Source organism: Terracoccus luteus (assembly GCF_003635045.1).
Taxonomy (GTDB): Bacteria; Actinomycetota; Actinomycetes; order Actinomycetales; family Dermatophilaceae; genus Terracoccus; species Terracoccus luteus.
This window is the reverse complement of the sequence record NZ_RBXT01000001.1, coordinates 555673-568586: the sequence shown is the minus strand read 5'-3', so window position 1 is coordinate 568586 and position 12914 is coordinate 555673. Positions and strand designations below refer to the sequence as shown.

Sequence of the window (12914 nt, the reverse complement as noted above, 5' to 3'; positions counted from 1 at the left end):
CGTGGCACTGGACGTGCTGATCAGGGCCGGACGGGCCGTCGTCGACGGCCGTGAGACGGCCGCCCTCGTCGGGGTGCGCGACGGGCGCATCGCCCTGGTCGAGACGGCGCCCGACCTCGACGCGCTGGCCTCCGGGGGCGAGCACCTCGAGGCCGACACCGTCGTCGAGCTCGGCCCCGACGAGGTGCTGCTCCCCGGTCTCGTCGACAGCCACGTGCACGTCAACGAGCCCGGCCGCACCGAGTGGGAGGGGTTCGCCAGCGCGACGAAGGCGGCCGCCGCCGGCGGGGTGACGACGATCATCGACATGCCGCTCAACTCGATCCCGCCGACCGTCACGGTGGCCGCGCTCGAGGAGAAGCGAGCCGTCGCGCGCGACCAGGCCTTCGTCGACGTCGGGTTCTGGGGCGGAGCCGTCCCCGGCAACGTCGACGACTTCGCCCCGCTGCACTCCGAGGGCGTGTTCGGCTTCAAGTGCTTCCTGCTGCACTCGGGCGTCGACGAGTTCCCCCACCTCGAGCCCGACGAGCTCGAGCTCGCCATGCGCGAGACCGCCCGCCTCGGCGCCCTCATGATCGTGCACGCCGAGGACGGCCACGCCATCGACCACGCGGCCTCGCCCGACGGCGAGGAGTACACCGGCTTCCTGCACAGCCGCCCGCGCGGCGCCGAGAACCTCGCCATCGCCCAGGTCATCGAGCTGGCCCGCTGGACCCGCGCCCGGGCGCACGTCCTACACCTGTCCAGCTCGGACGCGCTGCCGATGATCCGCAGCGCCCGTGCCGACGGCGTATCGCTCACGGTCGAGACGTGCCCGCACTACCTCACCTTCACGGCCGAGGAGATCCCCGACGGGGCGACGCAGTTCAAGTGCTGCCCGCCGATCCGCGAGTCGGAGAACCGCGAGCTGCTCTGGGCGGGCCTCGCCGACGGCAGCATCGACATCGTCGTCACCGACCACTCTCCCTGCACCGAGGACCTCAAGGCCTTCGACAGCGGCGACTTCGGCGTCGCCTGGGGCGGCATCGCCGGGCTCCAGCTCGGGCTCGCCGCGACGTGGTCGGGCGCCCGCCGCCGCGGCCACTCCCTCGTCGACGTCGTCCGCTGGATGTCGGAGGGACCCGCACGTCAGGCCGGTCTCGCGACCAAGGGCGGCATCGTCGTCGGCCACGACGCCGACTTCGCCGTCTTCGCCCCCGACGACGCCTTCGTCGTCGACGTCGCGAAGCTGCACCACAAGAACCCCGTGTCGGCCTACGCCGGACACGCGCTGACCGGGGCCGTGCGCCAGACCTGGCTGCACGGCATCCGGCTCGAGACCGACGACGACGCCCAGCCGCAGGGGCGGCTGCTGAGACGAGGAGAGGCATGAGCACGTCGCGCTACTACGCACCCACCGGAGGCCTGCCCGCGCAGACCGACCTCACGACCGACCGGGCGGTGTTCACCGAGGCGTACGCCGTGCTGCCGCGCGGGACGATGCGCGACATCGTGACGAGCGTGCTGCCGTTCTGGGACGCCACGCGGGCGTGGATCATCGCGCGCCCGCTGTCGGGCTTCTCGGAGACCTTCTCGCAGTACATCGTCGAGGTCTCCCCCGGCGGCGGCAGCGACCGGCCCGAGCTCGACCCCACCGCCGAGGGCGTCGTCTTCGTCGTCAGCGGCGCACTGCTCGTCAGCATCGAGGGCCGCCGGTACGAGCTGCGCGAGGGCGGCTACGCGTACCTCCCGCCGCGGGCGACGTGGCGCGTGCGCAACGACGGGGAGGTGCCCGCGACGTTCCACTGGGTGCGCAAGGCCTACGAGCGGGTCGAGGGCATCGACGTGCCCGAGCCCTTCGTGACGAACGAGGACGAGCTCGACGGCATCCCCATGCCCGACACGGACGGCGCCTGGTCGACCAAGCGCTTCGTCGACCCGTCCGACGTGCGCCACGACATGCACGTCAACATCGTCACCTTCCAGCCCGGCGGGGTCATCCCCTTCCCCGAGACGCACGTCATGGAGCACGGCCTCTACGTGCTCGAGGGCAAGGCCGTCTACCTGCTCAACAAGGACTGGGTCGAGGTGCAGGAGGGCGACTTCATGTGGCTGCGGGCCTTCTGCCCGCAGGCCTGCTACGCGAGCGGCCCGGGCCGTTTCCGCTACCTGCTCTACAAGGACGTCAACCGTCACGCCAAGCTGGGCCGCCAGCTCCTCTGAGCCGCGCGTCGAGAGGCTGGATGCCGTGACGCCACCGTCACGGAGCCGAAACCTCCACGATACGAAATACAGATTCCGAAACCGTTGCGTCTGGGGCCACTCGGCCGTACAGTCGTCGAAACGCCCGACCGCTGTTCGGCATGGATAACCAGCGGATCGGTTTCACTCTAACCATGCGGTCGCCGCTGACCTCCGTCCCGGAACGTCACGGCCGCCGCGTCCCGAAGGAGTGAGCATGGCGTCGACCACCCCCACCACCACCGCTGGCACCACCGCCGCCAGCACGCCCGGCACCAGGTCGGCCGACACGGGTGAGGTCACAGCCCCCCGCGCGACCGTCAACGGTCGCGAGTGCGGCTTCGAGGGCGCCGCGGCGCACACCTCGGCCCTCGACTGGCTGCGCGGCCTCGGCCTGACGGGGGCGAAGGAGGGGTGCGCCGAGGGCGAGTGCGGCGCCTGCTCGGTGCTCGTCGCCCGCCCGGCCGGCGACGGCCCCGACGCCGGCACCCAGTGGACCGCCCTCAACGCCTGCCTCGTCCCCGCCGCCAGCCTCGACGGCCAGGAGGTCGTGACCTCCGAGGGCCTCGGCGAGCCCGGTGACCTGCACCCCGTGCAGCACGAGATGGCCGTGCGCGGCGGCTCGCAGTGCGGCTACTGCACGCCCGGCTTCGTCTGCAGCATGGCCGCCGAGTACTACCGCCCCGGCCGCGACACCCCGGAGGCCGGGGGCGACCTCGTGCCCGGCACCGACGCCACCCGGCCGGTCGAGGGCGAGGGCGACGCCGCCGACGACCCCAACGCGCCGCACCACGACCCGGTCGACCACGACCACGGCCCGAACGGCTTCGACCTGCACGCCCTATCGGGCAACCTCTGCCGCTGCACCGGCTACCGCCCCATCCGTGACGCCGCCTTCGCGCTCGGCCGGCCGACCGACGACGACGCCCTCGCGCAGCGGACCCACGAGCCCGCACCGGCGCCCGTCGCCACCCGGTTCGCCTCGGGCGCAGGCGAGTACCTGCGGGCGGGCGACCTGGCCGACGTCTTCGCCCTGCGGTCCGAGCACCCCGACGCCACGCTCGTCGCCGGCTCGACCGACTGGGGCGTGGAGGTCAACATCCGCGGCGTGCGGGCACCCGTGGTCATCGGCATCGACCGGGTGCCCGAGCTGCGCACGTTCGAGACGGGTCCCGACGTCGTCGAGCTCGGCGCCGCGCTGACCCTGTCCGAGATCGAGGCGCGGCTGGACGGTCGGGTCCCACTGCTGGCCCAGGTGTTCCCGCAGTTCGCGTCGCGGCTCATCCGCAACGGCGCCACCCTCGGCGGCAACCTCGGCACCGGGTCGCCCATCGGCGACACCCCGCCGGCGCTGCTCGCGCTCGAGGCCGTCGTCGTGCTCGCCTCCCCGAGCGGGGAGCGCGAGGTGCCGCTGGCCGACTACTTCACCGGGTACCGCGCCACGGTGCGCCGGCCCGACGAGCTCATCCGGGCCGTGCGGCTGCCGCTGCCGCTCTCCCCCGTCACCGCGTTCCACAAGATCGCCAAGCGTCGCTTCGACGACATCAGCAGCGTCGCGGTCGGCTTCGCCCTGCAGGTCAACGACGGCGTCGTCACGAAGGCCCGCATCGGCCTCGGCGGGGTCGCCGCCACCCCGGTGCGCGCCCTCGAGACCGAGGCCGCCCTGGAGGGCCGCCCCTTCACCCGCGAGACCGCCCGGGCCGCCGCCGCGGTCATGCGCCGCGAGGGCACACCTCTCGACGACCACCGCGCCAGCGCCGCGTACCGCAGTGCGATGCTCGGCACGGCCCTGCTCAAGCTGCACGCCCAGCACGCCGGACGCACCACGCGAGAGGAGGCCTCGGCATGAGCCACCTCTCCGAGCGCCCGACGAACCCCGTTGTCGGACAGGACCTTCCGCACGAGAGCGCCCAGCTGCACGTCACCGGTGCCGCGCTCTACACCGACGACCTCGTGCTGCGCACCCACGGGACGCTGCACGCCCACCCGGTGCAGGCGCCGCACGCCCACGCCCGCGTCACCGGCCTGCGCACCGCGCCGGCGCTCGAGGTGCCGGGCGTCGTCAGGGTGCTCACGGCATCCGACGTCACGGGCGTCAACGACGCCGGCGTGAAGCACGACGAGCCGCTCTTCCCCGACGAGGTCATGTTCTTCGGCCACTCCGTCGCGTGGGTGCTCGGCGAGACGCTCGAGGCGGCCCGCCTCGGCGCGGCCGCCGTCGAGGTCGACTACGAGCCGCTCCCCTCGATCGTCACCGTGCGCGAGGCGATCGACGCCGAGTCGTTCCAGGGCGCGCAGCCGCACCTCGAGCGCGGCGACGTCGAGACCGCCTTCGACGGTGCCGCGCACGTCTTCAGCGGCGAGTTCGAGTTCGCCGGCCAGGAGCACTTCTACCTCGAGACCCACTGCGCGCTGGCCCTCGTCGACGAGAACGGCCAGGTCTTCGTGCAGTCGAGCACGCAGCACCCGAGTGAGACGCAGGAGATCGTCGCCCACGTGCTCGGTGTGCCGAGCCACGAGGTCACGGTGCAGTGCCTGCGCATGGGCGGCGGCTTCGGCGGCAAGGAGATGCAGCCGCACGGCCTCGCGGCCATCGCGGCCATCGGGGCCCGGCTGACCGGCCGCCCGGTGCGCCTGCGCCTGACCCGCACCCAGGACCTCACGATGTCGGGCAAGCGCCACGGCTTCCACTCGCGCTGGCGGGTCGCCTTCGACGACGACGGTCGCCTGCTGGCCCTCGACGCCACCCTCACCGCCGACGGCGGCTGGAGCCTCGACCTCAGCGAGCCGGTGCTCGCCCGCGCCCTGTGCCACATCGACAACGCGTACTGGATCCCCAACGTGCGGGTGAACGGGCGCATCGCGCGCACGAACAAGACGTCGCAGACCGCCTTCCGCGGGTTCGGCGGCCCCCAGGGGATGCTCGTCATCGAGGACGTCCTCGGCCGGTGCGCCCCGCTGCTCGGGCTCGACCCTGCCGACCTGAGGCGCCGCAACTTCTACACCGACGGCCAGACCACGCCCTACGGCCAGCCGGTGCGTCACCCCGAGCGCATCACCGCCGCCTGGGATGCCGTCGTGGCGTCGGGCGAGCTCGAGCGCCGCCGTGAGGAGGTGGCCCGGTACAACGCCGAGCACCCCGACACCAAGCGGGCCATCGGCATCACGCCGGTCAAGTTCGGGATCTCGTTCAACCTCACCGCCTTCAACCAGGCCGGCGCCCTCGTGCACGTCTACAAGGACGGCTCGGTGCTCATCAACCACGGTGGAACCGAGATGGGCCAGGGCCTGCACACGAAGATGCTGCAGGTGGCCGCGACCGCGCTCGGCGTGCCGCTGTCGACCGTGCGCCTCGCCCCGACGCGCACCGACAAGGTGCCGAACACGTCTGCCACCGCGGCGAGCTCGGGCGCCGACCTCAACGGCGGCGCGGTCAAGAACGCCTGCGAGCAGATCACCGACCGCCTCCGTGCGGTGGCGGCGGGCCGGCTCGGCGTGCACCCCAACGACGTCCGCTTCGAGGACGGGGTCGTGCACGCCATCGGCGGCACCGGCGAGCAGGTGCCCTGGGCGCAGCTGGTCCACCAGGCGTACTTCCAGCGGGTGCAGCTGTGGGCGGCGGGCTTCTACCGCACCGAGGGCCTGCACTGGGACTCCTCGCGCATGCAGGGCTCACCCTTCAAGTACTTCGCCTACGGGGTGGCCGCGACGGAGGTGGAGGTCGACGGCTTCACCGGCGCCTACCGCACCCGCCGGGTCGACATCGTGCACGACGTCGGCGACTCGCTGTCGCCGCTCGTCGACATCGGTCAGATCGAGGGCGGGTTCGTCCAGGGCGCGGGCTGGCTCACGCTCGAGGACCTCCGGTGGGACGAGAGCGACCGTGCGAGCCGCGGCCGGCTGGCGACGCAGGCCGCGAGCACCTACAAGCTGCCCTCGTTCAGCGAGATGCCCGAGGAGTTCAACGTCAGCCTGCTCGAGCAGGCCCACGAGGACGGGGTCGTCTACGGCAGCAAGGCCGTCGGCGAGCCGCCGCTCATGCTCGCGTTCTCGGTGCGCGAGGCACTGCGTCAGGCGGCCGCCGCCTTCGGGCCGGCCGGCACGAGCGTCGACCTCGCCTCCCCCGCGACGCCCGAGGCCGTCTTCTGGGCGGTCGAGGAGGCGAGGGCCGCGGGCGAGGGCCACCCCGACGACGCGCACGTCGAGGTGGCCGCCCCCGGCGACCCGGGCGTGCGGCCCGAGCAGCCCGACGCCGACGCCCGACCCATGCAGCCGGAGTCGGAGCGGGCCGTCGGTGCCGGGGCGAGGCCGTGAACTGGCTTCGGGCCGTCGAACGGCTGCGGGGGTCGCGCCACCCGGGCGTGCTCGTCACCGTGACCGGTGTGCGCGGGCACGCCCCACGTGAGGCGGGCGCCAAGATGGTCGTCGGGGCCGACGCGGTCTGGGACACCGTCGGCGGCGGCAACCTCGAGGCGACGGCGGTCGAGCGGGCGCGGGCGATGCTGTGCGAGCAGGAGTCCCGACCGGTGACCCTGACGATGCGGCTCAACGACCGGGCGCCGGCCGAGCACGGACGGCAGTGCTGCGGCGGGGAGGTCGACCTGCTGCTCGAGCCCCTGCCCGTCGTGCCCGCGGTCGCCGTCTTCGGCGTCGGCCACGTCGGTCTCGAGCTCGCCCGCATCCTCGCGCGCCACGACGTCGAGCTGCACCTCGTCGACTCGCGCGCCGACGCCCTCGAGCCGCGCCGACTCGTGTGCCTCGACGACGCCCTCGCCCGGGTGCACGTGCACCACGCCCCCGTGCCGGAGATGGCGCTCGGGCAGGTGCCGGACGGCTGCCACGTGCTCGTCATGACGCACGACCACGCGGAGGACGCCGCCCTCGTCGACATGGCGCTGCGCTCTCCTCGGCTCGGCCCGATCGGCCTCATCGGGTCGAGCGCCAAGTGGCGCCGGTTCGCGAGGACGCTTCGGGCAGAGGGTCATTCGGACGACGACCTGGCCCGCGTGACGACCCCGATCGGCCTGCCCGACATCACCGGCAAGAGCCCGGCCGTCATCGCCGTCAGCGTCGCCGCCGACCTCGTGCGGGGCTGGCAGACGCCGACCGGCTCCGGTGACGGCGTCGCCGGTACCGACGTCACCGACGCCACGGCGGAGGTGCGGGCATGACGCTGTACCGGGCCACCGCGTTCGACACCCCCGGCAGCCTGACCCCCACGGGGGTGAGCCTGCGCGCCGAGGAGGACGCCGGCATCCTCGTCGAGGACGGCGTCATCACCGCTCGGGGCGGCTTCGACGGCGTGGCCGCGTCGCACCCGGGCCACGACGTCGTCGACCTGCGCCCCGGCATCCTGCTGCCCGGGTTCGTCGACACCCACGTGCACTTCCCGCAGGTGCGGGTCATCGGGGCGCTGGGGATGCCCCTGCTCGAGTGGCTCGACCGCTGCGCCCTGCCCGAGGAGGCGCGGCTCGCCGACACGGGCTACGCGCAGCAGGTGGCGGGCGAGTTCGTCCGGGGCCTCGCGTCGTCGGGCACGACGACCGCACTCGTCTTCGGCTCGCACTTCGCCACGGCCGTCGACGCCCTCTTCACCGAGGCCGACCGCGTCGGGCTGCGCGTCACCGCCGGCCTCGTCGTCAGCGACCGGTCGCTGCCGGAGGGGCTGCTCAGCACCCCGGAGCGCACCTACGACGAGGCGCTCGCGCTGAGCCGTCGCTGGCACGGCCGGGGCCGTTCGCGCTACGCCGTCACGCCGCGCTTCTCGTACTCGGCGAGCGACGACCTGCTCGACGCGTGCGCCTCGGTGCTCAAGGACGCGCCGGGCACGCTGTTCACCTCCCACGTCAACGAGAACCCGGCCGAGGTCGCCGCCGTGGCGCGGTTGTTCGCCGACGCCCAGGACTACGTCGACACCTACGACCGGCACGGTCTCGTCGGCCCGGGGACGGTGCTGGCCCACAACGTCCACGCAACCGACCGCGAGCTGTCGCTGCTCGCGTCGCAGGGAGCCAGCGTCGCGCACTGCCCCACGAGCAACTCCGCGCTCGGCAGCGGGCTGTTCCCCCTGCGGCGGCACGTCGAGCACGGGGTGCACGTCGCCCTCGGCTCCGACGTCGGCGCCGGCACCGGCTTCTCGCTGCTCAAGGAGGGGCTGCAGGCGTACTTCATGCAGCAGCTGCTCGGCGCCGACGGGCTCGCGCTCACGGCCCCCGACCTGCTGCACCTCGCGACCCGGGCCGGTGCGCTGGCCCTGGGCGTGGGCGAGCAGGTCGGCGACCTCGAGGTCGGTCGGCAGTTCGACGCCGTCTGGGTGCGGCCCCGGGCGGACGAGCCGCTCGACGTGGGACTGCGCCACGCGGCATCCGCCGAGGACGCGCTGGCCAAGGTGTTCGCGCTCGGCACCCCGACGGACGTCGCCGGGGTCTGGGTGGGCGGTGACCGGGTCAGCACGCGCTGACCCGGTCACCCGGCACGACCGACCACGACAGGCGGTCAGGCCCGCTCGAGGCGCAGGACCTCCTCGTAGGCGGGCAGGGTGAGGAAGTCGGGGAAGTCCTGCGCGACGGCGGTGGTGACGAACAGCTCGCGCGCCCGGTCCCACAGCGGGTCGGCCTCGACGACGTCACTGCCGACGGTCGCGCCGAGGGCCGCGAACTGCTCCTCGACGACGCGCTCGACGAGCTCTCGCGTCACGGTCTCGCCCGACTCGAGCACGACGCCGTTCGTCATCCACTGCCACACCTGCGAGCGGGAGATCTCGGCGGTGGCGGCGTCCTCCATGAGGTTGTTGATGCCGGCGGCGCCGTTGCCCGACAGCCACGCGTGCACGTACTGGATGCCGATGGTGACGTTCTCGCGCAGCCCCTCCAGGGTGCGGGCGCCGGGCGTCTGCGAGACGGCGAGCAGGTCGGCGGCGGTGACCTCGACGTCGTCGCGCTGACGGCTGAGCTGGTTGTCGGCGTCGCCGAGCGTCTCGCCGAAGATCTCGGCGCAGATCGGCACGAGGTCGGGGTGGGCCACCCACGAGCCGTCGAAACCCGCGCGGGCCTCGCGGGTCTTGTCCTCGCGCACCTTGGCGAAGGCGCGCTCGTTCGCCTCGGCGTCGCGGCGGCTCGGGATGAAGGCCGCCATGCCGCCGATGGCCATGGCCCCGCGGCGGTGGCAGGTCTTGACGAGCAGCTCGCTGTACGCCTTCATCATCGGCGCCGCCATCGTCACGGCGTTGCGGTCGGGCAGGGTGAAGTCGGGCCCGGCGTCGCGGAAGTTCTTGATGATGCTGAAGAGGTAGTCCCACCGGCCGGCGTTGAGGCCGGCGGCGTGGTCGCGCAGCTCGTAGAGGATCTCGTCCATCTCGAAGGCGGCGGTGATGGTCTCGATGAGCACCGTCGCGCGGATGGTGCCGTGCTCGATGCCGAGGGTGCGCTCGGCGTGGGTGAAGACGTCGTCCCACAGTCGCGCCTCGAGGTGCGACTCCATCTTCGGCAGGTAGAAGTACGGACCTCGACCCTGCGAGACGAGCTCGGCGGCGTTGTGGAAGAAGTACAGCCCGAAGTCGAACAGCGCTGCCACGACGGGATTCCCGTCCAGGGTGACGTGAGCCTCGTCGAAGTGCCAGCCGCGCGGGCGGGGCACGATGACAGGGGTGGCCGATGCGTCACGCAGGGCGTACTTCTTGCCCTGCGAGCTCGTGAAGGCGATGGTGCCGCGCACCGCGTCGTAGAGGTTGACCTGGCCGCCGACGACGTTCGCCCAGTGCGGGGTGTTGGCGTCCTCGAGGTCGGCGAGCCAGACGCGCGCACCGGAGTTGAGGGCGTTGATGGCCATCTTGCGGTCGGTCGGCCCGGTGATCTCGACCCGGCGGTCGGTGAGGGCCGGGGGCGGGGGCGCGACGGTCCAGTCACCCGCGCGCACCTCGGCGGTCTCGGGGAGGAAGTCGAGCACGGGCTCGCGCGACAGGGCCTCACGCCGGGTGCGGCGAGCCTGCAGCAGCTCGTCGCGGCGGGCGCCGAAACGCCGCTGCAGGTCGGCCACGAACTCGAGGGCCTCCTGCGTGAGAACCTGCTCGGAGCGGTCGACGGCCGGGCCGTCGACGGTGAGGGGACCGGGTGCTGACATGCGCTCTTCTCCTGAGGGACGTGACGGGCGGCATTGGGGTACGCTTTCATCATACGGAAAAAGTTTCTCGCAAACGAGCCCTTTTTGCGAGCACGGAGAGGCCACGCACCGATGCCCGCACGCACGACGCGCCCGCGACCGACGTCCGCCGAGCCCTCTGAGCCCTCTGGAGCGAGCGAGGGGCCCGTGGCCAAGGCGGGTGGCGGGGTCCAGTCCCTCGACCGCGCCTTCGCCATCCTCGAGACCATCGCGGATGCCGGTGGCGTCATCACGCTGTCGCAGCTGGCGTCCGACACGGGGTTGCCGCTGCCGACGATCCACCGCCTCGTGCGCACCCTCGTCGACCTCGGCTACGTGCGTCAGGAGCCGAACCGGCAGTACTCGCTCGGCCCTCGGCTCATCCGGCTCGGTGAGACGACGTCGCGCCGCCTCGCCACGTGGGCCCGTCCGCACCTCGCCGAGGTCGTCTCGACCCTGGGCGAGTCGGTCAATCTCGCCATGCTCGACGGCGACCAGATCGTCTACGTGGGCCAGGTCATGCCCTCGCAGAACTCGATGCGGATGTTCACCGAGGTCGGCCGGCGCGTCGACCCGCACACGACGGCGGTCGGCAAGGCGATCCTCGCCGGCGACGACGAGGACGACGTGCGGGCCCTGCTGCGCCGCACCGGCATGGAGGGTCGCACCACCCACAGCCTCGTCACCCCCGACGACTTCGTCGCCGAGCTGCGCCAGACCCGTGAGCGTGGCTACGCCCTCGACAACGAGGAGCAGGAGCTCGGCGTCCGGTGCGTCGCCGTCGCCGTGCCGGGGGGCAGCCGGCTCGCGATCTCGATGTCGGGGCCGCTCCCCCGCATGGGCGATGACGTCGTCGACCACGCCGTGCCGCCGCTGCGGGCAGCGGCCGACGCCATCGCCGACGAGCTGCGCACCCGCGGCTGACCCACCCTCGACCGTCGAGAGGGCGGACGCAGACAGGTGCCCCGGCGGGCAGCCGGGGCACCTGTCGTCAGCGCAGGTCGGGGGCGGTCAGCCGCACTCGACCGGGGTCGCCGCGAGCAGCTCGTTGTTCGCGCGGGCGTCGAGCAGCAGCGGGATGAGCGGCTGCGCGGGCTGGGCCATCGAGACCGTGACGACGCCACCGGCGCGGGTGAAGGACACCCCGTGCAGGGTCAGCGTCTGACGGACCTGGGCGAGCTGGTCGACCGTCATCGTGTACGCGCACGGCGGGGACAGGTCGACCGAGCCCGAGGAGGGCAGGTCGTTGTCGGCGCCGGCGAAGAAGAACGGCTGGTCGCCGGCCGCGCCCTCGGCCGTCGCCTCCTCGGCCGCGGCACGGGTCGTCGACAGCAGCTGGTCGCGCTTCTCGAGGACGAGGGCGGTCGTGCCCATGAGGCTGAGGGTCTGCGTGCGCACGCGGCGCAGCTTGTTCTCGGTCTCCGTCTCGTCGTCGTCGAAGTCGTTGACGAGGCTCTCGACGAGCTGGCCGACGGAGTGCTTGAGCCCCATCGTGTTGCGCATGATGCGCTCGTCCTCGTCACCGGCGACCTGGGCGATGGGGCTGCCGTCGGGGCCGTAGAAGATGCCGTACTCGCCCGTCGTGTAGCCCTCGGACTGCACCGCCGGGTCGATGTAGTCGTCGGCCAGGCTGACCGCGAGCGCACGGACGTCCTTGTCGACGTTGAGGTTCCGCGGCCACAGCCGGATGAGGTCGCGGTCGTAGACGTCGCGCGCTCCACCGTACTCGTGGGCGTCGTGGACCACCTGCGGCTTGTAGTCGCGCACGATCTTGGCGATCGCCTTGGCCTCGTTCGTCGTCAGGGCGAGGTGGTCGCGGTTGATGTCGATGCCGTCGCTGTTGCCACGGGTGTCGGCGGCCCGGCCGTCGGGGTTGGCGGTCGGCACGACGAGGACCGTCGTGTTCTCGAGCAGCCGCTTCGTGGCCGGGCTCTCGTCGAGGGCGAGGTCGCGGATCATCGACAGGCAGGCCTCGCGGCCGGCCGGCTCGTTGCCGTGCTGCGAGCACGCGATGAGCACGCTGCTGCCGGCGGCGACCTGCTGCTGCGTGCGCGGGCCCGACCCGATCTGCACGAGGTCGAGACGCCGGCCCTCGAGCGTGCGCCCGGCCGGCGAGATGGAGACCTTGTCACTGAGGGCGTCGACCTGGCGCAGGAAGCGCCGCTCCTCCTCGAGCGTCGTCCAGTCGCTGCCGCCCCGCTGCTCGAACCCGGTGAGGGGTCCGTCGGCGACCCGCTGGCCGGGGGCCGAGGCCGCGGGGCCCCTTGTCGTCAGGGCCTCGGCCAGCGCGGCGGCGTCGGGCGCACCGACCCGCTCGGGTGCCGGCAGGGCGGGGGCGCTGCGGCGCGGCAGGTCGCGCGTCGACGCGGGATCGTCGGCGGCACCGAGGGCTCCGGCGGCTCCGGCCGCGCCGGTCGAGGCCAGTCCGAGGGTGCCGGTGAGGGCGACCGTCAGCACCGAGGACAACAACAGCTTGCGAGGTCTCACATTTCCTCCGAGGTGGGGTGGGTGTGGTCCAGCAGCTCGATCAAACCCCACATGTGAGCAACCTGCATGTC

Annotated in this window: 9 protein-coding genes; 7 read left to right on the top strand and 2 right to left on the bottom strand. The window is 72.9% G+C overall.

Translation table 11 applies throughout. The features are described 5' to 3' along the window. Position 1 precedes the first annotated feature (1 nt). From allB to guaD, 6 genes are all read left to right on the top strand, one after another. A complete protein-coding gene (allB, locus tag DFJ68_RS02720; protein ID WP_245963415.1) occupies positions 2 to 1372 on the top strand; it encodes an allantoinase AllB in 1371 nt (456 codons plus the stop codon). Beyond that, the gene (locus tag DFJ68_RS02715) at positions 1369 to 2202 is read left to right on the top strand and encodes a bifunctional allantoicase/(S)-ureidoglycine aminohydrolase (protein ID WP_121030803.1); all 834 of its coding nucleotides are present in this window, start codon (positions 1369 to 1371) and stop codon (positions 2200 to 2202) included. The genes allB and DFJ68_RS02715 overlap by 4 nt, the downstream gene beginning before the upstream one ends. Before the next feature lie 235 nt (positions 2203 to 2437). After that, entirely contained in the window at positions 2438 to 4069 is a 1632-nt protein-coding gene (locus DFJ68_RS02710) for a xanthine dehydrogenase small subunit (protein ID WP_121030801.1), read from the top strand. Beyond that, positions 4066 to 6534 (top strand): xanthine dehydrogenase molybdopterin binding subunit, encoded by a 2469-nt coding sequence (gene xdhB, locus DFJ68_RS02705; RefSeq protein ID WP_121030799.1) that lies wholly within the window; start codon positions 4066 to 4068, stop codon positions 6532 to 6534. Before DFJ68_RS02710 ends, xdhB begins: the two co-directional genes overlap by 4 nt. Then, the gene (xdhC, locus tag DFJ68_RS02700) at positions 6531 to 7391 is read left to right on the top strand and encodes a xanthine dehydrogenase accessory protein XdhC (protein WP_121030797.1); all 861 of its coding nucleotides are present in this window, start codon (positions 6531 to 6533) and stop codon (positions 7389 to 7391) included. The genes xdhB and xdhC overlap by 4 nt, the downstream gene beginning before the upstream one ends. Beyond that, the gene (gene guaD, locus DFJ68_RS02695; RefSeq protein ID WP_121030795.1) at positions 7388 to 8680 is read left to right on the top strand and encodes a guanine deaminase; all 1293 of its coding nucleotides are present in this window, start codon (positions 7388 to 7390) and stop codon (positions 8678 to 8680) included. The genes xdhC and guaD overlap by 4 nt, the downstream gene beginning before the upstream one ends. Positions 8681 to 8715: 35 nt before the next feature. On the opposite strand, the gene aceB is transcribed toward guaD, so the two are convergent. Beyond that, positions 8716 to 10338, bottom strand: coding sequence for a malate synthase A (gene aceB, locus DFJ68_RS02690; protein ID WP_121030793.1), 1623 nt, complete (start codon positions 10336 to 10338; stop codon positions 8716 to 8718). A gap of 186 nt (positions 10339 to 10524) precedes the next feature. Between aceB and DFJ68_RS02685 the strand changes: the two genes are divergently transcribed. Further along, entirely contained in the window at positions 10525 to 11280 is a 756-nt protein-coding gene (locus DFJ68_RS02685) for an IclR family transcriptional regulator (protein WP_245963414.1), read from the top strand. 87 nt (positions 11281 to 11367) lie between these two features. Here the strand turns inward: DFJ68_RS02685 and DFJ68_RS02680 are convergent, their stop codons facing one another. Next, the gene (locus DFJ68_RS02680; RefSeq protein WP_211333251.1) at positions 11368 to 12843 is read right to left on the bottom strand and encodes a M14 family metallopeptidase; all 1476 of its coding nucleotides are present in this window, start codon (positions 12841 to 12843) and stop codon (positions 11368 to 11370) included. Positions 12844 to 12914 lie beyond the last annotated feature (71 nt).

Excerpts from the sequence above, each read along its gene's own strand:
- DFJ68_RS02715 (WP_121030803.1), top strand. The coding sequence starts at position 1,369 with ATGAGCACGTCGCGCTACTACGCACCCACCGGAGGCCTGCCCGCGCAG.
- DFJ68_RS02710 (WP_121030801.1), top strand. The coding sequence starts at position 2,438 with ATGGCGTCGACCACCCCCACCACCACCGCTGGCACCACCGCCGCCAGC.
- guaD (WP_121030795.1), top strand. The coding sequence starts at position 7,388 with ATGACGCTGTACCGGGCCACCGCGTTCGACACCCCCGGCAGCCTGACC.
- aceB (WP_121030793.1), bottom strand. The coding sequence starts at position 10,338 with ATGTCAGCACCCGGTCCCCTCACCGTCGACGGCCCGGCCGTCGACCGC.
- xdhB (WP_121030799.1), top strand. The coding sequence starts at position 4,066 with ATGAGCCACCTCTCCGAGCGCCCGACGAACCCCGTTGTCGGACAGGAC.